Source organism: Burkholderia sp. Tr-20390 (assembly GCF_017104595.1).
In the GTDB taxonomy this organism is placed as follows: Bacteria; Pseudomonadota; Gammaproteobacteria; order Burkholderiales; family Burkholderiaceae; genus Burkholderia.
This window is the reverse complement of sequence record NZ_JAAGPC010000010.1, coordinates 71,088-92,155: the sequence shown is the minus strand read 5'-3', so window position 1 is coordinate 92,155 and position 21,068 is coordinate 71,088. Positions and strand designations below refer to the sequence as shown.

Annotated in this window: 22 protein-coding genes; 16 read left to right on the top strand and 6 right to left on the bottom strand. The window is 63.4% G+C overall.

Annotated features, from left to right (window positions below; genetic code table 11):
* Window positions 1-322: 322 nt before the first annotated feature.
* Window positions 323-1,231: a LysR family transcriptional regulator gene (locus tag G3N98_RS05505; RefSeq protein ID WP_089430136.1), complete on the bottom strand. Its 909-nt coding sequence runs from the start codon at window positions 1,229-1,231 to the stop codon at window positions 323-325.
* A 225-nt stretch (window positions 1,232-1,456) separates the two neighbouring features.
* Here G3N98_RS05505 and G3N98_RS05500 point away from each other — a divergent pair, with 225 nt between their 5' ends.
* Entirely contained in the window at window positions 1,457-2,488 is a 1,032-nt protein-coding gene (locus G3N98_RS05500) for a DUF1852 domain-containing protein (protein WP_241025759.1), read from the top strand.
* Window positions 2,489-2,514: 26 nt separating this feature from the next.
* A complete protein-coding gene (locus G3N98_RS05495) occupies window positions 2,515-3,543 on the top strand; it encodes a methionine synthase (protein ID WP_206147525.1) in 1,029 nt (342 codons plus the stop codon).
* A 309-nt stretch (window positions 3,544-3,852) separates the two neighbouring features.
* On the opposite strand, the gene G3N98_RS05490 is transcribed toward G3N98_RS05495, so the two are convergent.
* From G3N98_RS05490 to G3N98_RS05480, 3 genes are all read right to left on the bottom strand, one after another.
* Window positions 3,853-4,656, bottom strand: coding sequence for a hypothetical protein (locus G3N98_RS05490; RefSeq protein WP_206147516.1), 804 nt, complete (start codon window positions 4,654-4,656; stop codon window positions 3,853-3,855).
* A gap of 367 nt (window positions 4,657-5,023) precedes the next feature.
* Window positions 5,024-5,671, bottom strand: coding sequence for a flavin reductase family protein (locus G3N98_RS05485; protein WP_069249689.1), 648 nt, complete (start codon window positions 5,669-5,671; stop codon window positions 5,024-5,026).
* A gap of 47 nt (window positions 5,672-5,718) precedes the next feature.
* On the bottom strand, window positions 5,719-6,750 hold the full coding sequence (locus G3N98_RS05480; protein ID WP_346779067.1) for an NAD(P)H-quinone oxidoreductase: 1,032 nt from the start codon (window positions 6,748-6,750) through the stop codon (window positions 5,719-5,721).
* 146 nt (window positions 6,751-6,896) lie between these two features.
* Between G3N98_RS05480 and G3N98_RS05475 the strand changes: the two genes are divergently transcribed.
* Both G3N98_RS05475 and G3N98_RS05470 read left to right on the top strand, forming a co-directional pair.
* Window positions 6,897-7,763, top strand: coding sequence for a LysR family transcriptional regulator (locus G3N98_RS05475; protein ID WP_206147515.1), 867 nt, complete (start codon window positions 6,897-6,899; stop codon window positions 7,761-7,763).
* A 244-nt stretch (window positions 7,764-8,007) separates the two neighbouring features.
* Window positions 8,008-8,349, top strand: a complete 342-nt coding sequence (locus G3N98_RS05470; protein WP_089429799.1) for a hypothetical protein — start codon at window positions 8,008-8,010, stop codon at window positions 8,347-8,349.
* Between the two features lie 269 nt (window positions 8,350-8,618).
* On the opposite strand, the gene G3N98_RS05465 is transcribed toward G3N98_RS05470, so the two are convergent.
* Complete coding sequence (locus G3N98_RS05465) at window positions 8,619-8,807, bottom strand: hypothetical protein (RefSeq protein ID WP_069250279.1); 189 nt, start codon at window positions 8,805-8,807, stop codon at window positions 8,619-8,621.
* 124 nt (window positions 8,808-8,931) lie between these two features.
* Here G3N98_RS05465 and G3N98_RS05460 point away from each other — a divergent pair, with 124 nt between their 5' ends.
* From G3N98_RS05460 to G3N98_RS05405, 12 genes are all read left to right on the top strand, one after another.
* Window positions 8,932-9,147, top strand: a complete 216-nt coding sequence (locus G3N98_RS05460) for a DUF3820 family protein (protein WP_206147514.1) — start codon at window positions 8,932-8,934, stop codon at window positions 9,145-9,147.
* Window positions 9,148-9,357: 210 nt separating this feature from the next.
* Entirely contained in the window at window positions 9,358-9,867 is a 510-nt protein-coding gene (locus tag G3N98_RS05455) for a DUF1269 domain-containing protein (protein ID WP_089429798.1), read from the top strand.
* 219 nt (window positions 9,868-10,086) lie between these two features.
* Window positions 10,087-10,602: a hypothetical protein gene (locus G3N98_RS05450; protein ID WP_089429797.1), complete on the top strand. Its 516-nt coding sequence runs from the start codon at window positions 10,087-10,089 to the stop codon at window positions 10,600-10,602.
* Between the two features lie 104 nt (window positions 10,603-10,706).
* Complete coding sequence (locus G3N98_RS05445; RefSeq protein WP_206147513.1) at window positions 10,707-11,855, top strand: c-type cytochrome; 1,149 nt, start codon at window positions 10,707-10,709, stop codon at window positions 11,853-11,855.
* Between the two features lie 31 nt (window positions 11,856-11,886).
* Window positions 11,887-13,647, top strand: coding sequence for a cytochrome c oxidase subunit I (gene ctaD, locus G3N98_RS05440; protein ID WP_206147512.1), 1,761 nt, complete (start codon window positions 11,887-11,889; stop codon window positions 13,645-13,647).
* Complete coding sequence (locus tag G3N98_RS05435; protein ID WP_206147511.1) at window positions 13,644-14,255, top strand: cytochrome c oxidase subunit 3; 612 nt, start codon at window positions 13,644-13,646, stop codon at window positions 14,253-14,255. The genes ctaD and G3N98_RS05435 overlap by 4 nt, the downstream gene beginning before the upstream one ends.
* A complete protein-coding gene (locus G3N98_RS05430; protein ID WP_206147510.1) occupies window positions 14,252-14,971 on the top strand; it encodes a heme-copper oxidase subunit III family protein in 720 nt (239 codons plus the stop codon). Before G3N98_RS05435 ends, G3N98_RS05430 begins: the two co-directional genes overlap by 4 nt.
* Before the next feature lie 7 nt (window positions 14,972-14,978).
* Window positions 14,979-15,320 carry a cytochrome C oxidase subunit IV family protein gene (locus G3N98_RS05425; RefSeq protein ID WP_089429792.1) on the top strand — a complete coding sequence of 114 codons (342 nt, stop codon included), beginning with the start codon at window positions 14,979-14,981 and terminating at the stop codon, window positions 15,318-15,320.
* Window positions 15,321-15,461: 141 nt separating this feature from the next.
* Window positions 15,462-15,782, top strand: coding sequence for a high-potential iron-sulfur protein (locus G3N98_RS05420; protein ID WP_089476265.1), 321 nt, complete (start codon window positions 15,462-15,464; stop codon window positions 15,780-15,782).
* Window positions 15,783-16,027: 245 nt separating this feature from the next.
* Window positions 16,028-16,942 (top strand): LysR substrate-binding domain-containing protein, encoded by a 915-nt coding sequence (locus G3N98_RS05415; protein ID WP_089476264.1) that lies wholly within the window; start codon window positions 16,028-16,030, stop codon window positions 16,940-16,942.
* Window positions 16,943-17,125: 183 nt separating this feature from the next.
* Window positions 17,126-18,400: a dicarboxylate/amino acid:cation symporter gene (locus G3N98_RS05410; protein ID WP_206147509.1), complete on the top strand. Its 1,275-nt coding sequence runs from the start codon at window positions 17,126-17,128 to the stop codon at window positions 18,398-18,400.
* 14 nt (window positions 18,401-18,414) lie between these two features.
* A complete protein-coding gene (locus G3N98_RS05405; protein WP_346779066.1) occupies window positions 18,415-19,857 on the top strand; it encodes an amino acid racemase in 1,443 nt (480 codons plus the stop codon).
* Window positions 19,858-19,925: 68 nt separating this feature from the next.
* Here the strand turns inward: G3N98_RS05405 and G3N98_RS05400 are convergent, their stop codons facing one another.
* On the bottom strand, window positions 19,926-21,053 hold the full coding sequence (locus G3N98_RS05400) for a D-alanyl-D-alanine carboxypeptidase family protein (protein WP_241025757.1): 1,128 nt from the start codon (window positions 21,051-21,053) through the stop codon (window positions 19,926-19,928).
* Window positions 21,054-21,068 lie beyond the last annotated feature (15 nt).

Here is a 21,068-nt window from a genome sequence, read left to right as displayed (position 1 = left end):
TCGAGTCAGGCAACGCGTCGCGATGGGCGTGCGCGATGCCGCCATCGCGCGGACGACGACGCGGCACGACGGCCCGCGGGCCGGTTGCCGGTGCCGATGTCGCGGGTTCATCGGCGCCGGCCAACGTGTTGCTGCGCGGGGCGCAAGCGATGCCCGGTGCCGCTGCGTGAAAAGGGATGAGAGAGACTTCGGCCGAGGTGCGGAGCGGCAATGGTCGCGCGGCTGAAACGGGTTCGACTGCAGCGCGGGTCGACAAGCACGAAGGCGCGGAAAGCGACCCGTTGCGGGAGCAATCAGTTTTGTTCATGTCCCGATTGCAAAACTAGTCTCGCATCTTCGCGTCCGCCCATTTCCACTCCCGCGCAGCCTTTACGAACGCCGCAAGATAATCGACGTCGTCATCCGTCTTGCGCGTGCCGAGGAAAATCTGCTTCGCAATCCCCTTCTTTCCAAGTTGCACGGGTGTAAGCGGCATCCAGCCCGCGTATTCTTCCGCGAGCCAGCGAGGCAACGCCGCCACGCCACGGCCGCTCGCCACCATCTGCAGCATGATGTCGGTCGTCTCGATCACCTTGTGGCGCTTCGGCACCCTGTTCGCGGGCGTGAGGAACTGCGTGTAGATATCGAGCCGGTCCGTTTCGACGGGATACGTGATCAGCACCTCGTGCGTCAGCTGTTCCGGCGTGACATACGCTTCTCCGGCCAGCGGGTGATCATCGGCAACCACCAGCACCTGCTCGTAATCGAACACCGGCTCAAAATGCAGTTCGGGTTTCTTGAGCGGGTCGGGCGTGACGAGCACGTCGATTTCATAGCCGATCAACGCACCGATGCCGCCGAACTGGAAGCGCTGCTTCACGTCGACATCGACATCCGGCCAGTGCGCGAGATACGGCGACACCACCTTCAGCAGCCATTGATAGCACGGCGCGCATTCCATGCCGATCCGCAACGTGCCGCGCTCGCCCTGCGCGTACTGCCTCATGCGCTCCTCGGCGAGTTCGAATTGCGGCAGCAACCGGTTCGCGAGGCTCAGCAGGTACTGTCCGGCCTGCGTGAGCCGCATGGTCCGTCCTTCGCGCGCCCACACGGGCGTACCGAGCTGCTGCTCCAGCTTCTTCACCGCATGGCTGAGCGCCGACTGCGTGAGGTTGAGCGTATCGGCCGCGGCCGTGAGCGAGCCCTGCCGCTCCACTTCCCGCACGACCATCAGATGATTGCGATCCAGCATCGACCACTCCATGAACAAATTTAATGTTTGCATGAAATAAATCCATTTTTATTCATGCAATGGAAACTATATCATCGCTGCCAGTTACTTTTCTTCCGATGTGAACCAGACACACCGCACCGTGAGCATCGCTCATGGTTGGTTGAAATCGATTCATATCCAGTCGGCCATGGCCCAATGTCACATTCGTCCGTCGGAAAAGAAAAGCGAGCCGCATCGAAAGGCATGGAGCAGATGCAGTTTTCATTTCGGAAATCGGGGCGCAAGATCATGACGAGTCAAGAGTTTACATTTGCTATTAAAAGCGTCTGTTTCGATGAGGACTATCAGCCTTCCGACCATACGCGCATCACGACCAATTTTGCGAACCTCGCCAGAGGAAAGAGTCGTCAGGAGAATTTGCGCAATACCTTCAGGATGATTGACAATCGCTTCAATGCGATGGCGCATTGGGACAATCCCAAAGGCGATCGTTATGCCGTCAAGCTTGAAATCATTTCAGTCGAAATGAATATCGGCGGAGAGCAGGGCAGTGCCGCGCTGCCCTTGATCGAAATACTGAAGACGAATATTTTCGATCGGAAAAACAACAAACACATTGACGGCATTGCGGGAAATAATTTTTCCTCTTATGTGCGGGATTACGATTTCAGTGTGGTCTTGCTGGAGCACAACAAGAATCAGCCCGGCTTCAGTACGCCGGATAACTTTGGCGACCTGCACGGGAATCTGTTCAAGTCCTTCGTGAAGTCGAGCGCCTACAAGGATAATTTCGCGAAACCGCCCGTTATATGCCTGAGCGTTTCGAGTAGCAAGACCTACCATCAGACGGCAAATCGGCACCCCGTGTTGGGTATCGAATACCGGCAGGACGAGTATTCCTTGACTGACGAGTATTTCGAAAAAATGGGGATGAAGGTGCGCTATTTCATGCCGCCGAATAGTGTCGCGCCGCTGGCTTTTTATTTTACCGGTGATTTGCTGGATGATTACACCAATCTCGAGCTCATCGGCACCATCAGCACGATGGATACCTTCCAGAAAATTTACCGGCCCGAAATTTACAATGCGAATTCACCGGCAGGAAAATCCTACCAACCGAGTCTGAAGCATCAGGATTTTTCGCTCACCCGGATTGTTTACGATCGGGAAGAGCGTAGCCGGCTGGCTATCGAACAGGGCAGGTTTGTCGAAGAGAAATTTATCAAGCCATACCAGGCCATTCTTGAGCAGTGGTCTGCGGACTACGCGCTTTGACCAACAAAAACACAAGGTCGTCTACCGTGAAAAAATTTCTACCCACTTCAACCGCCGGCAGTTTGCCTAAACCTTCGTGGCTCGCACAACCCGAGACACTTTGGTCACCATGGAAATTGCAGGACGAGGGGTTGATCGAGGGCAAACAGGATGCTTTGCGCCTGTCGTTGCAAGAGCAGCAACATGCGGGCATCGATATCGTCAGCGACGGCGAGCAAACGCGCCAGCATTTCGTGACCACGTTCATCGAGCATCTCAGCGGCGTTGATTTCGAGAACCGCAAGACCGTTCGAATTCGCGATCGCTATGACGCCAGCGTGCCGACGGTCGTGGGTGCGGTGGCGAGACAGAAGCCGGTTTTCGTTGACGATGCCAAGTTCCTGCGCCGGCAAACGAGCCAGCCCATCAAATGGGCGTTGCCGGGGCCGATGACGATGATCGATACGCTGTACGACGATCATTACAAGAGTCGCGAAAAACTGGCCTGGGAGTTCGCAAAGATCCTGAACGAGGAAGCCAGGGAACTGGAGGCTGCCGGCGTCGATATCATTCAATTCGATGAGCCCGCATTCAATGTCTTCTTCGACGAGGTGAATGATTGGGGCGTCGCGACCCTGGAAAGAGCGATCGAAGGTCTCAAGTGTGAAACCGCCGTGCATATTTGCTATGGCTATGGCATCAAGGCCAACACGGACTGGAAGAAGACGCTGGGGTCGGAGTGGCGGCAGTACGAGGAAGCCTTCCCCAAGCTGCAAAAATCCAGTATCGACATGGTCTCGCTGGAATGTCACAACTCGCGCGTTCCCATGGATCTGATCGAACTCATTCGGGGCAAGAAGGTGATGGTGGGGGCCATCGATGTGGCGACCGATACCATTGAAACCCCCGAGGAAGTCGCCGGTACGTTGCGAAAAGCACTTCAGTTCGTGGATGCCGACAAGCTCTATCCCTGCACCAACTGCGGCATGGCGCCGTTGTCGCGTGCAGTCGCGAGAGGCAAGCTGAGTGCGTTGAGCGCGGGGGCGGAAATCGTCCGCAAGGAACTCTCGAACTAGGTCCGAACTGACGTCGGACGTAGTGAGCGGGGAATTGAAGGCCGTGTGGATGTCAGGGAGTGCATTGAAACGGCTCCCTGAATCTGTCGGAATGCACCGCCTTGACCTTTCCGAGCCGCACCCGGTATTCGGTATCTACCATGTCACTTTCCAGCACGGCCATCGAGCCTGGGCGCTTTCGCGAAGCGCTCGGCCACTATGCATCCGGTATCACGGTGATTGCATCAAACGTCGATGGCGAACCGGTCGGCTTCACGTGCCGGTCTTTCACTTAGCCACCGCCGACGATCTGCTTCAGGTGAACTTCGTTCAGGGTTTCTCATTCCCTTGCCTGGAGCCGACGGCCGCGGCAATGCGACTTTGCGCAGCGACGAGTTGGTCGTCCGTGGTCGCCACCAGCCACAGACGCGCCTGCTCCTCGATTTGGCGGTTGTGATCCTTCAACGGGCCCATCGCGGCAGCGGCCTTCCAGACGACCGGGGCGATTCGGCTTTTCCTGCCTGACGGCGCGCCTACCAGCAGGCAGTAAGGACCCAGCGGGAGCGATACAAACGGAAGTGCCGGACTGGCACGCACGCGCCAGTCGATGAAGGGCGTATCGCCGATAAGCAGCGGCGTGGGCAAGCCGTGGAGCACACTGAAATCGTACAGCGCCAGTTGCTCCCGCATGCCGGCGTAAACACGCCGGATGTCGTCGACAACCGCCGCGCGGATCTCGTCATCGAACATGGGTTCCTGCGCGTATCGGGCAAACGCCTCTCGTGCCTCCCATTGATATGCGCTGAACAGGCCAATCTCCACGCAGTCCTGTACTGCGCGCTGGACATCCGCCACAGAACCGGCTTCCTCCGGCGTACCCAGCTGCGCGGCCCGCAAAAGCCGGGCAAGTCCAGCCTCGTGGATCGCAGGCCCCTCCGCGGATGCATCGTCTTCAGCGCCCTTGCCAAGGGGCACATAGATATATTTCTCGGCCGCGAAATGCGACTTCTTGCCCTCGTCAAACCTGATTTCGCCATCTACGCAGTCGAGATAGCGAGTCCCGATTCGACCATGCTCCCAAACCCAGTTTTTCAGGAGCGGACGGAGTGGATGCAGTCTGTCGTGATCGGTCATGGAAGCCTCCTGGTTGCCCAGTATAGTTCCAAGTTGTCGATTGTTTCGTGGACGACATGGTGATCAATCGGTCCACTGCCGCCGTTGGAGCCCGCGCAGCGTCAACGGCTGTCTAACCGGATATCGGTGGCCCCGTACCTGCGCTGAGCGGCAAGTGCTCGGCCTTTGCAGGCGTTCACGTGTTGGTCGCGGCCGGTCGACTTGACGCTGCCTTGCGGACGTTCGGCTGAGGATCTGCACCGAACGTCTGCTGTCAGGCTCGGCGAACAAGCACTTTCGACCGTCGATAGCCGCTTTGCCCGGGAACAAGTCAGCGGCAGCTTCCGAGGTCCAACGGCCTTTCACGAGCCGACTGCGCCACCCTCCGTCATCGTGCGACGGGGGGATTCGCCCCGGGCGGGCGCCCGATATCGAATCGACTCTCGGGTGCGACGAGCGCATAGGCCGATGGGCCGCCTGCCCGAAGAATGATGCCTGCGCCGAAGGTGTCGAAGGTACCGTCTTTAAGCAAGTCCTGGCGAATGTGAACCGCCACGACTTCTCCCAGCACGAGCCATGTGGTGACAGGCGTGCCTTTGTGATCGCGCAGCTGGATCACATCGGTGAGCTTGCATTCGAAGTTGACACCGCTCTCTGCCACGCGTGGAACGGCGACTTGCCGAGACGGAGCGGGGGTCAGCCCGGCCACTTCAAACTCGTCAACTTCGTAAGGCACCATTGCGCACGTTGCATTCATCTTTTCGGCGAGATCGCGTGTGGTGAGGTTCCACACGAATTCCCCCGTTTCTTGCACGTTGCGTAGACTGTCCTTCGCGTCGATGCTCGAGAAGCCGATGATCGGCGGATGATAGTTGAAGGCGTTGAAAAAGCTGTATGGCGCGAGATTCAGCATGCCGTTGCTGCCGCGCGTGGAAATCCATCCGACGGGCCTTGGACCGACAATCGAATTAAATGGATCGTGCGGCAATCCATGGCCTTGTGACGGTTCGTAGTAGTGGTAGCGTGCATCAGTCATGGTTTTGATCGGAGAGGTGAGTCATGTCAGGTGGCCGGAGCTGCGCGTCAGTCCATGCCTGCCGCCCGGGTCGTCAGCACGATCTTGCCGATATGCGTGCCCGAGTCCATCAGAGTATGCGCGCCGCGCGCATCGTCGAGATCGAAGGTCCGATGGATCACGGGCTTCACCGCGCCACGCCGGATGTGCGGCCACACCGATCGCTTGAGATCCTCGATCAGCTCCGCCTTTTCCTCGTGCGTGCGCGAGCGCAGCGTCGAGCCGATGTGCGTGAGGCGCTTCGCCAGCATCGGGAACAGGTCGAGTGCTGGCGCGGGCCCCTTGATCACGCCGATCTGCACGATGCGGCCGTTCATCGCGGCCGCCGCGTAATTCCGCGCGACGTAATCACCGGCGACGATATCGACGACCACGTCGACGCCGCGCCCGTCCGTCGCGCGCATGACTTCCTCGACGAAATCCTCGTTGCGGTAGTCAACCGCGACATCGGCACCGAGCGCGATGCTTGCGGTGCGGTGCGCGTCGGAGCCGACCGTCGTGATGATCTTCGAGGCGCCGAACGCCTTCGCGAGCATCGTCGCCGTGGTGCCGATCCCCGATGCGCCGCCATGGATCAGCACGCTTTCGCCAGCCTTGAACTTGCCGCGCTGGAACAGGTTCAGCCATACCGTCAGAAAGGTTTCGGGGATCGCGGCCGCCTCGACCATCGTGAGACCATCGGGAACCGCGAGCGTGTTGCTCTCGTGCGCGACGGCGTACTCCGCATAGCCGCCCCCCGGCACCAGCGCGCAGACGAGATCGCCGACCGCGAACCGGGTCACGTCGCGCCCGACCGACACGATTTTGCCCGCGACTTCGAGCCCGGGAATGTCCGACGCGCCCGGTGGCGGATCGTACAACCCTTTGCGCTGCAGCACGTCAGGACCGTTCACGCCGGCCGCATGAATGCGGATCAGCACTTCGTCGTCGGCCGGTGCGGGAACAGGACGCTGCACGGGTGCCAGCACATCCGGGCCGCCCGGCCGCGTAATGTCGATCGCGGTCATCGCCGCGGGAATGCCTTTCGTTTCGTGTGACACGACTTCATCCTTTTAAAATGCCGGATGCGCCGCGGATTCGAGCGACCCGCCGCATCGGTTGAAAAAAGTGTAGTCGCGCCGCCTGTGTTTGACGTGCAGAGAATTGCCGGACGTATGATGCAAATTTGCATCACGCCGGGGGCGACATGAACTGGGACGACGCGCGCATCTTCGTCGCGCTCCATCGGGAAAGGACCTTGCGGGCTGCCGCCCGCGCGCTCGACATCGATCAGGCCACGGTGGGCCGCAGGCTTGCGGCGCTCGAGCACGCGCTCGGCGCGACGCTGTTCCTGCGTACGTCGAACGGCTATGAACTCACGCCGGTCGGCAGGATCGCGATCCGTGCAGCCGAGGCGATGGAGCAATCCGCACACGATCTCGTGCGCCACACGCAAGGCGTGGACAAGCGGCTCGCCGGCGAGGTGAAGCTATCGACGACGGATGCGCTGGCCCACGAGTTCGTGATGCCGGCCCTCGAGCGCCTGCATGCGAAGCATCCGGACGTATCGGTGATGCTCGACACGACGAGCCTGCTCCTCAATCTCGCGAAGCGCGAAGCCGACATCGCGATCCGGACCGTCAAGCCCCGAAATCCGGATCTGCTCGCCCGCCGTCTGGCGCGCTGGGAAGTGGGACTGTTCGCGTCGCCCGACTATGTGCGGCGCCATGGCGAACCGGTGCCGGGCGAACGGTTCGCCGGGCATGATCTCGTCGTCTACCAGCCGTATTTCGCCAAGGCGCGGGTGCCGGCGTTCGTCGGGGAACCGCTGACGGACGGCCGCATCGTCGCACGGCTGAACACGAACCTGACGTTGCGCGCGGCACTCAAGGCAGGGCTCGGCATCAGCGAGATACCCGTGCCGATGGGCGAACGAGACGGCCTTGTGCGGATCTGGCCGGACCGTACAAACGACGCGTCGTATGAGGTTTGGCTCGTCACGCATCAGGATCTGCGGCATACGGCGCGCATTCGCGTGACGATCGAAGAGATCGTCGTTGCGTTCGGCGGATAGCAGCGAATACGCTGCTTGTGGCAGTGGAGGTTGTCACTTCTTCCCCCTGAACTACCGGATTAGCGGGTCCCGAAATCTCGCGAAACTTTCATCGGTATCGACCCATTGCAGGCGGGTGCCTGAAATGGGCGGCCGCGCGCCCGTCGCCCCCACACGTTTGATCCGCCGCAAGCGCGCCGTAATCATTGCTCACGGGCTCGCAATGGCGAGTACACTGAAAATGCCCTAGAAGCAGGAGAATGCGATGATCGACGCTGGCCCCCAAAGCACCTTCCGAGGGCTGCCGCTGACCGTGGAGCAGGACGCGGAGGTGAGGCACTACATCAAGGATCGGACTCGGCGTGGGCTGCCATGGGACACGCCGGAACTGAGCGCGATGCTCAAGGACATGCTGCAGCCCCCGGGCGACGGTGACGGCGATGGCGATCGTGATGGCGACGGTGATTTTGCGTCCCCGGCAGACGAAGCCAGAGCGGCCGCCGAGCGCGCGACGGCCTCCGTCGACGATGAGATGGACCCCATCGAGGCGAATGAGGAGTGGCATGCGGCCATGGAGTCGGAGGGCATGAAAGGGCCTAGACGATAACAGCGGAGCAAGACGCGCCGAACACCCGCAGCGCCGCATACGAGGAGGGTGCGCCGGATGCCGGGCGTTTCAGGAAACGCGCGCTGCGTCGGAGCGTACACGGCGGAGTTGCCGACGCGCGCGGCGATCCCAGCGTGAGCCCCCCGACACGCCATCCATCCGTTGCCAGGCAATTCCGGGCACGGCCCATCGCGCCACCCCATGTCGCATGGCGCCGGCGGAATGGCGAGCCGCATCTCGTCGCGCGGCGCCCGGCAGCGGGCGCCTAGTCAGTGTCTGATCACACAGACGGCCACGATTTCGTATCCGGGGTCGGCATGCACGTGCGCGGCCTTTTCTGCTTCCTCATACGAACCAAACGACGTGGCATCCTCAACCGCCGGTGCCATGCCGATATCGCCATCCTCGGCGGTGCAGAGGAACTGCTCGCCGGTCTTCACGACGTAGACGGACAACATGATTCCCTCCATCGTGTGCAGGGGGGAATTCCAGTCTAGCAGGCGAGAAAAGGGGCGCAGGTGGTTCGCTGAGTCCTTTTCGCGAGGTCTGCGACAGGACCGAAAAGCCGTGCACAATACCCGCATGCAAAATCCAGACCTCGAACACCTCGTCACCGTCACCATGCCCTTCGGGAAATACAAGGGCCGGCTGATTGCCGACCTGCCCGGGCCTTACCTCAATTGGCTGGCGCGTGAAGGGTTTCCGCGTGGAGAAATCGGGCGACAGCTCGCGCTGATGCACGAGATCGACCACAACGGCCTGCGGGACTTGCCGGCGCCGTTGCGCAAACGCGGATAGCGCCAGTCGGGCGCGAATGTCCCGGGCCCCCGCATCGTTCGTCCGTGATCGACAACTACCACCGCATTTCAACCCCACCCGCCACGCGGGGCGAATGCTCGCATGCGACCCCGTCCGTGGCCCGCATGCACCTGGCGTGTCGCCGATGCTGACATAGAATAGAAAACAGTCCCTTGTGGACGCGTTGATGGCAAGAAAAGGGGTGCCAACATGAGACGCCTTTATTTCCTCGTACCCGATACCCAGATGGCGAAGGCCATCGTCGACGATCTATTGCGCGCACGCATCGTCTGGCGCCATATCCACGTTCTCGCCGACCACAGCGTCACACTCGATCAGTTGCCCGAAGCATCGTTGCTGCAAAGCAGCGATGTCGTGCATGCGCTCGAGCGCGGCGTCGCGCTCGGCGGCGCGGCCGGTGCGCTGATCGGCCTCGTCGCGCTCGTCTTTCCTCCGGCGGAGCTCGTGATCGCGGGCGGCGCCGTCGTCGGCTTGACGCTGGCCGGCGCGGGATTCGGGGCGTGGACCGCCGCGATGATCGGCATCGCCGAGCCGAACGCGCGACTCCAGCGATTTCGCGAGGCGATCCAGGCAGGCCAGATCCTGATCATGGCCGACGTGCCGGCATTGCGAGAGCAGGAAATCGAAGAAATGGTCGCCCAGCATTTTCCGAAGGCGGACCTGGAAGGCGCCGAACCGACGTCACCGATCTTCCCCTGACGCGCGACAGCAAGCCGGCCTGCCCGACACCCGGGGGGGGCATCGACGCGTTGCGTCGAGCGCACGACCGCGACCGCGGGCCGCGCGTGGAGCGGGTCGCTCGCACGTTGCGCAGGCACCCCTGTCCGCCATCCCGAATCGCGCAGGAGACGCGGGTCCGACGCGCGTGACGCCTTCGGAACCGAAGTGCCGACGTCGAACCGTCGGCAAGGAGGTCGTATGGAACTGCACATTCAGTCGCACCATTGGGAGCGGCGTACGCCCGACTGGGTCGCCGCTGCCGTGGCCGGTCTCGCGGGCGGCGCGCTGGTGATCGCGCTGGAATTCGTCTGGTCGACCCTGGTGCTCGGCTCGAGCCCGTGGCAACCGACCCACAAGATCGCGGCGATGGTGATGGGCCGCAGCGCGCTCGGCCAGATGACGCAATTCAACCTCGAAATCGTGGCGATGGCACTGCTGCTGCACTACGTGCTCGGCGCGATCATGGGGATGATGCTCGCCGCGATCATGGCGCCTTTCCGCCTTGATTCGAGCGTGGGCATGGAAGCCGCGATCGGGCTGGCGTTCGGGATCGTCGCGTATGGGTGGAACTTCTACGTGATGACGGCCGTGTTCCCGTGGTTCGTCTCCGAGCGCGGTTCCGGGCCCTTGCTGGCCAACCTGTTGTTCGGCGTGGTGGCGGCCATCACCTACGGCAGGCTGGAGCGATTGCGCAAGCAGAACGTGGACGACTGACCCATCGCGTTTCCCGCCGCGCCGCGCTTGAACACGCGGCGCCCGCGGGAGACACGGAACCCGGTGTCGGCGGTGCCGGTGAGTGAGATGCAGCGAGGCGGCCTATGGCCCTTGCGATTGCCCTGGTCCTGATCATCCTGTTGGCGGTGGGGTTTCACTTTGCCAGTCCGTGGTGGATCACGCCGATCGCGTCGAACTGGGTGCGCATGGACGACATGCTGACGATCACGCTCGTCATCACCGGCGCATTCTTCATCGCCATCAACCTGTTCATCGTGGTCGCCCTGGTGCGCTATCGCCACCGCAGCGGGCATCGTGCGGCCTACGAGCCGCACAACCGGAAACTGGAATGGTGGCTGATCGGCCTGACCATCGTCGGCGTGGCGGCGTTGCTGGCGCCGGGCCTGTTCGTCTACGCGGACTACATCCGGCCGCCGCGCAACGCGCTGCAGATGGAGGTGCTCGGCCAGCAATGGCAATGGCGTTTTCGCTTCGCCGGGCCCGGCGGCAAGCTGGGCACGACCGACGTGCGCTACATCAGCAACGACAACCCGTTCGGCCTGAACCCCGCCGACCCGAACGGCCGTGACAACTACCTGATCGACAGTCCCGAGGTGCACTTGCCGCTCAACCGGCCGGTCCAGGTCCTGACCCGGTCGCGCGACGTGCTGCACGACTTCTACGTTCCGCCGTTCCGGGCACGCATGAACATGGTGCCGGGCATGGTGACCACCTTCTGGTTCACGCCGACCCAGGCAGGGCGCTACGACATCCTGTGCGCGCAGCTCTGCGGAATCGGGCATTCCGGCATGCGCGGCGTGGTGGTGGTGGAAGACGAAGCCGCGTTCTCGCGCTGGCTGGCGCAGCAGACCACGTTCGCGCAGCAGCAGATGGCCCACGTGCAGGCCGCACCCGCCGCCGCGGGCGGCAGCGCGCAGGCGCTGGCCAACCTGGGCAAGACGCTCGCGGCGGCCAAGGGCTGCGTCGCCTGCCATACCGTGGACGGCAGCCCGCTCGTGGGCCCGACCTGGAAGGGCCTGTACGGCAAGACCGAAACGATGGCCGACGGCAGCACCGCGAAGGTGGACGAAGCCTATCTGCGCGCGTTCATCCGCAACCCGACGGCCCGCGTCGTGAAGGGCTTCTCGCCGATCATGCCGCACTTCGACCTGAGCGAGCAGGAACTGAGCGCGCTGGTGGCCTACATCAAGGCGCAAGGCGGGACGGCCGCCAGCACCGCGGCCCAGCCCTAGCGGAACGGATGAAGCAGACGGAGCACACGCCATGACCTACGCGCACACCGACCACGTCCCGCACAGCTTCTGGACCCGCTATGTGTGGAGCCAGGACCACAAGGTCATCGCCGTGCAGTACGCGCTGACGGCCATCGCGGTCGGCCTGGTCGGCCTCGTCCTGTCGGACCTGATGCGGCTGCAGCTCGGCTTTCCGGGCAAGTTCGCGTTCATCGACGCGAACCACTACTACCAGTTCGTCACGATGCACGGGATGATCATGGTGATCTACCTGCTGACGGCGCTGTTCCTGGGCGGCTTCGGCAACTACCTGATCCCGCTGATGCTGGGCGCCCGCGACATGGTGTTCCCGTTTCTCAACATGCTGAGCTACTGGGTCTACCTGCTGGCCGTGCTGGTGCTGGTGGCGAGCTTCTTCGTGCCGGGCGGGCCGACCGGCGCGGGCTGGACGCTGTATCCGCCGCAGGCGATCCTGCCGGGCACCCCGGGCGTGGAATGGGGCATCGTGCTGATGCTCGTGTCGCTGGCGATCTTCATCGTCGCGGCGACGATGGGCGGCCTGAACTACGTGACCACCACGCTGCAGGCACGCACGCGCGGCATGACGCTGATGCGCATGCCGCTCACGGTGTGGGGCATCTTCATCGCGACCATCATGGCGCTGCTGGCGTTTCCGGCGCTGTTCGTGTCGGCGGTGATGATGCTGTTCGACCGGACGCTCGGCACCAGTTTCTTCGTCCCGGCCGTGGTGTCGATGGGGCAGACGCTCAAGCACGCCGGCGGCAGCCCGCTGCTGTTCCAGCACCTGTTCTGGTTCTTCGGGCATCCGGAGGTCTACATCGTCGCGCTGCCGGCCTTCGGCATCGCGTCGGATCTCATCAGCACGCACGCGCGCAAGAGCATCTTCGGCTACCGGATGATGGTATGGGCGATCGTGATCATCGGCGCGCTGAGCTTCGTGGTCTGGGCGCACCACATGTTCATCGCCGGCATGAATCCGTACTTCGGCTTCTTCTTCGCCACCACGACGCTCATCATCGCCGTCCCGACCGCCCTCAAGGTCTACAACTGGGTGCTGACGCTGTGGCGCGGCGATATCCACCTGACCGTGCCGATGCTGTTCGCGATCGCCTTCGTCAGCACCTTCGTGCTGGGCGGGCTGACCGGGTTGTACCTCGGCAACGTGAGCGTGGACATCCCGCTGTCGAACACATATTTCGTGGTCGCGCACTTTCATATGGTGATGGCCGTGTCGCCGATCCTCGTGGTGTTCGGCGGCCTGTATCACTGGTACCCGAAGGTGACGGGCCGCCTGCTCGACGACACGCTCGGACGCGCGCACTTCTGGATCACCTTCGTCGGCACCTATGCGATCTACTTCCCGATGCACTATCTCGGCATCCTGGGGATGCCGCGGCGGTATTACGCGTATCAGGGCTACAGCTTCATTCCGCATTCGGCGCAGACGCTCAACACGTTCATCACGATCGTCGCGCTGATCGTCGCGGCGGCGCAGCTGCTGTTCCTGTTCAACCTCGCGTGGAGCCTCCGCCACGGCCGGCGTGCGGACGGCAACCCGTGGCGGGCCACCACGCTCGAATGGCAGACGCCGCAAACGCCGCCCGTGCACGGCAACTGGGGGCCGACGCTTCCCGTCGTCTACCGCTGGGCGTACGAATACAGTCCGCCGGGGCAGGAGGAAGACTTCGTGCCGCAGAATCAGCCGCCGGCGACGGCGCCTGAACCCAAGGCGGCCCATCCGACGCTGCACCCGGGCGAGGCACACGAATGACCACGCTGCCGCGCCCCTTCGTTCCCGATGCGCCACCCGGCTTGCCGAATGCGGGCCGCACCGGCCTGACCGTGTTCATGGCGGTGGCGACGACGCTGTTCTCACTGCTGCTGTTCGCCTATGCGATGCGCATGCGCGAACCCGACTGGCAGCCGATCCCGCATCCGGCGCTGCTGTGGTGGAACACGGGCGCGCTGGCGCTGGCCAGCATCGCGATGCAGCGCGCCCGGCGGATAGGCCCGTACCGCACGATGTGGCTGGTAGCCGGCGGCGTGCTGGCGGCCGTGTTCGTGATCGGGCAACTGGTTGCGTGGCAGATGCTGTCGGCAGCCGGGGAGACCGTCACCGTCAATCCGTCCAACAGCTTCCTCTACCTGCTCACCGGCCTGCATGGATTGCATGTGCTGGGCGGGCTGGCGGCGTGGGCCGTGACGATCGTGCAGCTCCGGCGCGCGGACCCGTTCCGGGCCCAACGGGCCGTCGCGCTGTGCGCACGCTACTGGCATTTCTTGCTCGCGGTCTGGCTCGTGCTGCTGGCGGCAATGCAGTGGCTGACCCCCGGGATCGTCGCCGCCGTCTGCGGGCCGCTATACGGAGCCGCGCCATGACCGCGCCGACGGCCCACACGGAATCCGCTGCCGAATCGTCCGCGGTGCCGCCCGTCGACGCGCGGCCCGACGGCTGGCGCGGCATCGTCACCGACTGGTCGTCCGACCGCGAAGCCTTCAGGGTGCCGTGGGGCAAGGCGATGATGTGGATCTTCCTGCTGTCGGACACCTTCGTCTTCAGCAGCTTCCTGATCGGCTACATGACGGTGCGCATGTCGACCACGGCGCCGTGGCCCGATACCGCGAAGGTGTTCGGGCTCAGCGTGGGCGGCGTGGAAGTGCCGTTGCTGCTGATTGCGATCATGACGTTCACGCTGATCAGCAGCAGCGGCACGATGGCGATGGCCGTCAACTTCGGCTACCGGCGCAACGCACGGCCGGCTGCCGCGTTGTTGCTGACGACCGCGCTGCTGGGCGCGGTCTTCGTGTCGCTGCAGGCGTTCGAATGGAGCAACCTGATCTTTCGTGAAGGCATCCGCCCGTGGGGCAACCCGCTGGGCGCGGCGCAGTTCGGCGCGTGCTTCTTCACGATCACCGGGTTCCACGGCTTTCACGTGACCTGCGGCGTGATCTACCTGCTGCTGATCGCGCGCAAGATCCTGCAGCCGGGATTCGCCGAACACGGCAACTTCCAGATCGTCGAGATCGCCGGGCTGTACTGGCACTTCGTCGACCTGGTGTGGGTGTTCATCTTCGCGCTGTTCTATTTGTGGTGAGGCAGCCATGGAGCACACCGATCCCGCCGATCGACCCGACGCCGCGCACGGCCAGCAGCATCCGATCGGCCTCTACCTGAAGATCTGGGGCCTGCTGTTCGTGCTGAGCACGTTGTCGTACCTGGTCGACTACTTCAACGTGCAGGGCCTGATGCGCTGGGTGCTGATCGTCGTGCTGATGATCGCGAAGGCCGGGCTGATCGTGTCGATCTTCATGCACATGATGTGGGAGCGGCTGGCGCTCGTGTACGCGATCCTGATCCCGCCGCTGTGCCTGCTCGTGCTCATGGTGCTGATGGCGGCGGAAGCGCATCACACGTTCGGAATGCGTGAGCTGTTCTTTCGCTGATTCCGTCGTCGAGCGTGCGTCGGCGTGATGGGCGCGATGCGCACGCGATCGACGGGCGCTGTTTCGGAGCGGACGGCGTCGCGTCATCCGGGAACGGCGCATTCCGGACATCCGTTCACGCAAACCTGAAGGGAGGATTCCATGAAATTTTCACGTCGGCGTTTCATTGCAGTCAGCACCGTGCTGGCCTCGGCGCTCGCCGTTGGACGCCGCGCGACGGCGGCGGATGCCGGTGCCGGTGTCGTGCAGGAAACCGATGCCAATGCCCAGGCGCTCGGCTACAAGGCGGATGCCGGCCGCGTCGATCATGCGAAGTACCCGAAATTCCACGCGGGCGACGCCTGTGCGAATTGCCAGTTCTTCCAGGGCAAGGCCGGCGCCACGACGGGGGCGTGCGCGATTTTCGGCGGCAAGCAGGTCAATGCGAAAGGCTGGTGCAACAGTTATACGAAGAAGGCGTAGCGAGGCGGGGATGACCTGGCGGCCGTGCAACCGAAACGCCGTTGTCGCCGGGGTTGTCGCCCGCGAATATCGTCCCGTCAGCGAGCATGCAGAACGACGACGTCCGGATCGGCCACGGGCGCCATGGCGAACGCCGACGCGATGCGCCGGATCGAGCACATACAATGTGAGCGTCCGCCGGCCTGCGCGTCACCCTGACTTCGGTGACGCGCAGGCCGATCCCACCGCGATCCTCCAAGGCCACCATGGAAATCAAATGGATCGAGGATTTCCTCGCCCTCGCTCAGTATCAAAGCTTTTCCCGGGCAGCGGAGTTCCGCAACGTCACGCAGTCGGGTTTCAGCCGCCGCATCCAGTCGCTCGAACAGTGGATCGGGGCCGAACTGATCGATCGCAGCAGCTTTCCGCCGGTGCTGACGCCGGCGGGCCGCCTGTTCCGCGAGACGGCCGAGGATGTGCTCAGCCGCCTGTTCGACACGCGCGCCATCATCCGCACCGAGCAGCGGATCGCCGGCAAGAGCCTGCAGATCGCCGCGGGCCACACGATCGCGCTGAGTTTCCTGCCGGTCTGGCTCAAGGCGCTCGCGCCGCATTTCGGCGAAGTGCGGGCGCGCGTGATTCCGACCAATGTCCATGATTCGATCCTGATGCTCGTCAACGGCAATTGCGAGCTCATGTTTGCGTATCACCATCCGGAACTGCCGCTCCATCTCGACCCGGCGAAGTATGAGCACCTGACCGTGGGCCTCGATACGTTGATGCCGGCATGCAGGCCCAACCGTCGATCGGCGCCGGCCTTTCGTCTTCCCGGGACGAAGCAGCATCCGCTGCCGCTGATTTCCTATACGGAAACCAGCTACTTCGGGCGATGCCTCGCGCTGCTGCTCGGTCGCGCACCGGATGCGCCGGCCTTGCAACTGCACTACGAATCCGACATGGCCGAGGTGCTGAAGAAACTCGTGATGGAAGGCGAGGGTGTCGCGTGGCTGCCCCGGAGCGCGATCGCGGCGGAACTGGCCGCCGGCGAACTCGTGCCGGCCGGGCCGGCGGCGTGGAACCTCGACGTCGAACTGCGCGTATATCGCGACGTGTCCAATCGGAGTGAATTCCTGGACACGCTCTGGCAGCACCTGCGCGCGGCGCCTTCCCAGCTCGGCTGAGTCAGGGTTTTCCCGCCTTATGCGGCGCTCGCATACCGCCATGTCGCACCGGCATCACGGTTTTATCGACGGTCCCTACCATTCGTTCCAACGGCAGATGTGATGCGTGACCCGCGTCGCGCTGCCTGCATCGCAGCGGCGGCCTGCCTTCCGGCGGCCGGGTGCCACCACGGACGGATGGACATGAAAAATCGCCTTACCTTAAGCATCGCAGTCGGCATGATTCTCGGTGTCGTCGCCGGCTATCTCTGCCACACCCACATCGCGGACCCGGGCGCGCTCAAGGCGATGGCCGGCTATTTCTCGATCGTCACCGACATCTTCCTGCGCCTGATCAAGATGATCATCGCGCCGCTGGTGTTCGTGACGCTCGTGTCCGGCCTGGCCGGCATGGACAGCGGCGAGGACGTCGGGCGCATCGGCCTGCGCTCGATCGGGTGGTTCATCTGCGCGTCGCTGATTTCGCTGAGCCTGGGCCTCGTCATGGCCAATGCGCTGCAGCCGGGCGCCGGCCTGAACCTCACGGCAACCGCCGGCGAGGTCAATACCGGCTTGAATACGGCCGCGCTGAACGCCCGGGACGTGATCACGCATGCGTTCCCGACCAGCCTGCTCGACGCGATGGCGCGCAACGACATCCTGCAGATCCTGGTGTTCTCGGTCTTTCTCGGCGTCGCGCTGAGTGCGCTGAAGCACGACAAGCGCGTCGGCGTCGTGATCCAGTCGATCGACGGGATGGTGCCGGTGAGGCTGCGCCTGACGAACTACGTGATGCGCGCGGCGCCGCTCGGCGTATTCGGTGCGATCGCGTCGTCGGTCACGCTGCGCGGGCTCGACGTGATCTACACGTATGGAAAGCTGATCGGCGCGTTCTATCTCGGCTTGCTCGTCCTCTGGATGATCCTGATCGGCGTCGGCCATGCGTTTCTCGGGCGACGCGTCCTGAGCCTGCTGAAGGCCGTGCGCGAACCCGCGCTGATCGCCTTCTCGACCGCGAGCAGCGAGGCCGCCTATCCGCGGCTGACCGAGCAGCTCGAGAAGTTCGGCGTCGACAAGAAGGTGGTGGGCTTCACGTTGCCGCTGGGTTACGCATTCAATCTCGACGGCTCGATGATGTACCAGGCATTTGCCGCCCTCTTCATCGCCCAGGCGTTCGGCGTGCACATGCCGCTGTCGGAGCAGGTGTTCATGCTGCTGGTGCTGATGTTGAGCAGCAAGGGCATGGCGAGCGTGCCGCGCGGCTCGGTGGTCGTGGTCGCGGCGGTCGCGCCGATGTTCCATCTGCCGGCGGCCGGCGTCGCGATGGTTCTCGCGATCGACCAGATCCTCGACATGGGGCGCACGATGACGAACGTGATCGGCAACAGCGTGGCGACGGCAGTGATCGCGAAGTGGGAGGGCCGGCGAGCCGTGAAGTCGAACGGCGCCGTATTCGACGAGCCGGAGCTGAATGCATGATGGAGAGGGATACCGTGAACGTCCGCCGAAAATTCGGCGTAGTCGGCGGCCTCGGGCCGCTGGGCAGCGCCGACGTGTTCTTCAAGATGGTGAAGGCGACGCCGGCGTCTTCCGACGATGAGCATGTCGAAGCGATTTTCGAGCAATACCCGTTCAATGGCGCGGGGTCGGGCAGTGCCGCGACCATCGAACGCAAGCTGTACGTGTTCGACATGATCCGGGCGTTCGAGGCGCGTGGCGTGACGACGGTCGTGCTCCCGTGTTTCCTGAGCCACACGTTCATCGACGAGTTGAAGGCGAATACGAGGTTGCCAATCGTGGATATCGTCGAAGCCGTTCGCAGCCATGTGCAACGCAAGTATCCCGACGCGACACGCATTGGCGTGCTGGCTTCCGACTATGTGCGGGAAAAACGGCTCTTCGATGCGTATTTCCCGTCGCCGCCATTCGACATCGTCTATCCGCGTTCGTACGATGGCGTCGATCTCGTGACGGAAGCCGTCTACGGTGTCGACGGCATCAAGCGAGGCAATCTCGGGGGCCGTCCGGTCGAGCTGTTGCGCCGCGCTTGCGAGGACCTGGTTGATCAGGGTGTGCAGGTCATCGTCCCGGGGCTGACCGAGATTGCGCTGGTCGCGGATGAAATCGGTCCGTTGCCGGTGCCGTTGATCGATTCGAATCTCGCCTACGCGCAGTACGCGGTATCGGCGCCGCTCGGCTCCCGTGCATCGACGTTCAAGATCGGCGTGGTCGGCGGCGTGGGTCCGGCCGCGACGGTCGATTTCCTGGACAAGATCGTGCGCAACACGCCGGCGGCGCGCGACCAGGACCATATCAAGCTGCTGGTTGAACAGAATCCGCAAATCCCCGATCGAACCGAGAATCTCGTGGGTGCCGGCGTGGACCCGACGATCGCCTTGTACGCGACCTGCAAGAAGCTCGAGGACGGCGATGCGGACGTCATCGCGATTCCGTGCAATACCGCGCATGCATTCGTCGAGCGGATTCAGCCGTATCTCGACATTCCGATCGTCAACATGCTGACCGTCACGGTCGCTCACTTGCGCGACAGCTACCCGGCGCTACGCGAGGTCGGTGTACTGGCGACGTCCGGCACGATCGAAAGCGGCGTGTATGAAAAGGCGCTGGCGCAGCAAGGACTCCGGCAAGTCGCGCCCGCACCGGCGTTGCAGGCGCGCGTGATGGAAGCGATCTACGGAAAGGCGGGTGTCAAGGCGGGCTTCACGGCCGGACAGTGCAAGGAAGATATCGACGCTGCCGTCGACGCGTTGATTGCCGACGGCGTGAACGTGATCGTGCTCGGATGTACCGAGCTGCCGATCCTGCTGCCGGGGGGCGAATACGTCGCGCGCAACGGTGGGCGGGCGACGCTGGTCGACCCGACCGACGTGCTGGCGCGCGCGTGTATAGCCCATGCGACAGCGGGAGGGGGCTGATTCGGCTTCTGTCCGGATCGGGCGTCGATGACATGGCCGAGGCGTTGTTTGTGCACCTCGGCGCGAAGTCATGTTCTGCCAGCGTCGACGGCACTCGGCCCGGCCGCGCGCGTGATGAACGGGTGTCCCGAGGCGGGCGCGGAGGCGTAATCCTTGAACGACGAACAGGCGTAGTTCAGCAACTGCTCCGCACCCGATATTCTTGCGGCCGCAGTGGGCGCGCCGAGGACTACCGCGAACACCCGGCGCGTCATCGCCGGCGCTTGTTGCGGCCGGCTCGCGGTCGCGACGATGCAATACCCGGCGGCCGCGGTGTGCCCCGTCTTCAGGCCGTCCACAGACGGATCCCTGCCCAGCAGCCAGTTCTTGTTGCGCTTTTCGAATTTTCCGTACGCGAAGTGTTGCTTCGACGAGTAGCCGTAGTATTCCGGGAAGTCCACCGTGAGACGGCGTGCCAGCGTGGACAGATCGCGAGCGGTCGAATGGTTGCCCGGCGTCGTGATGCCGGATGGCGTGGTGAAACGCGTGTGCTGCATGCCGATTTGTCGTGCCGTATCGTTCATCAACTGCTCGAAGGCGGCAAGCGAGCCGCCGACTCGTTTCGCCAGCACCAGCGCCGCGTCGTTCGCCGACGCGACGATCAGGCCCTGCACCAGGTTCCTGACGGTGACGCGCTGTCCTGGGACCAGATACATACGGGCTTCGTCGCTGCCGACTTCCGCCACATCGGACACACCGACCGTCACTTTCTCGTCCTGGTCCAGGGTTCCGTCGCGCAATGCACGCAGGACGATATACGCGGTCATGAGCTTGGTGAGCGACGCGGGCTGACGCTCCGCGTCCGCATCGTGCTCGGCCAGGATCTGTCCGGATTCGCCGTCGACGACGAGCCACGATGCGGCTTGAATGGTCGGTGGTACGGGCGCGGGCGCGGCTTCGGCAAGCGCCGTCGAACATGCGGTGATGCAAGCCAGCAACAGGGGTAAGCGGAGGGAGCGGAATCGTCGGGTCGTATGCCAAATAACCTGCATGGAAATGTGAGCCGTGAGGGATAGGGCTGATCGGGTGTCGAGCGGATGGATCGACGGGGAAGCGTCGATTGCGACGCGGCGCGACAGGATGTGCGGACGCCGATCATAAGGGATGACGTGACACGCGCGATGCCGTGTCGGCATCGCGTGATGCGTGTGCGGCATACGGCCGGGATGCGT

Bases quoted from the DNA above. Each gene is read 5' to 3' on its own strand.
- G3N98_RS05490 (WP_206147516.1), bottom strand. From the start codon at position 4,656: ATGACCGATCACGACAGACTGCATCCACTCCGTCCGCTCCTGAAAAAC.
- G3N98_RS05470 (WP_089429799.1), top strand. From the start codon at position 8,008: ATGATCGACGCTGGCCCCCAAAGCACCTTCCGAGGGCTGCCGCTGACC.
- G3N98_RS05465 (WP_069250279.1), bottom strand. From the start codon at position 8,807: ATGTTGTCCGTCTACGTCGTGAAGACCGGCGAGCAGTTCCTCTGCACC.
- G3N98_RS05410 (WP_206147509.1), top strand. From the start codon at position 17,126: ATGAAAAATCGCCTTACCTTAAGCATCGCAGTCGGCATGATTCTCGGT.
- G3N98_RS05455 (WP_089429798.1), top strand. From the start codon at position 9,358: ATGAGACGCCTTTATTTCCTCGTACCCGATACCCAGATGGCGAAGGCC.
- G3N98_RS05435 (WP_206147511.1), top strand. From the start codon at position 13,644: ATGACCACGCTGCCGCGCCCCTTCGTTCCCGATGCGCCACCCGGCTTG.
- G3N98_RS05460 (WP_206147514.1), top strand. From the start codon at position 8,932: ATGCAAAATCCAGACCTCGAACACCTCGTCACCGTCACCATGCCCTTC.
- G3N98_RS05420 (WP_089476265.1), top strand. From the start codon at position 15,462: ATGAAATTTTCACGTCGGCGTTTCATTGCAGTCAGCACCGTGCTGGCC.
- G3N98_RS05500 (WP_241025759.1), top strand. From the start codon at position 1,457: ATGGAGCAGATGCAGTTTTCATTTCGGAAATCGGGGCGCAAGATCATG.
- G3N98_RS05485 (WP_069249689.1), bottom strand. From the start codon at position 5,671: ATGACTGATGCACGCTACCACTACTACGAACCGTCACAAGGCCATGGA.
- G3N98_RS05430 (WP_206147510.1), top strand. From the start codon at position 14,252: ATGACCGCGCCGACGGCCCACACGGAATCCGCTGCCGAATCGTCCGCG.
- G3N98_RS05475 (WP_206147515.1), top strand. From the start codon at position 6,897: ATGAACTGGGACGACGCGCGCATCTTCGTCGCGCTCCATCGGGAAAGG.
- G3N98_RS05445 (WP_206147513.1), top strand. From the start codon at position 10,707: ATGGCCCTTGCGATTGCCCTGGTCCTGATCATCCTGTTGGCGGTGGGG.
- G3N98_RS05450 (WP_089429797.1), top strand. From the start codon at position 10,087: ATGGAACTGCACATTCAGTCGCACCATTGGGAGCGGCGTACGCCCGAC.
- G3N98_RS05400 (WP_241025757.1), bottom strand. From the start codon at position 21,053: ATGCCGCACACGCATCACGCGATGCCGACACGGCATCGCGCGTGTCAC.
- ctaD (WP_206147512.1), top strand. From the start codon at position 11,887: ATGACCTACGCGCACACCGACCACGTCCCGCACAGCTTCTGGACCCGC.
- G3N98_RS05425 (WP_089429792.1), top strand. From the start codon at position 14,979: ATGGAGCACACCGATCCCGCCGATCGACCCGACGCCGCGCACGGCCAG.
- G3N98_RS05505 (WP_089430136.1), bottom strand. From the start codon at position 1,231: ATGCTGGATCGCAATCATCTGATGGTCGTGCGGGAAGTGGAGCGGCAG.
- G3N98_RS05415 (WP_089476264.1), top strand. From the start codon at position 16,028: ATGGAAATCAAATGGATCGAGGATTTCCTCGCCCTCGCTCAGTATCAA.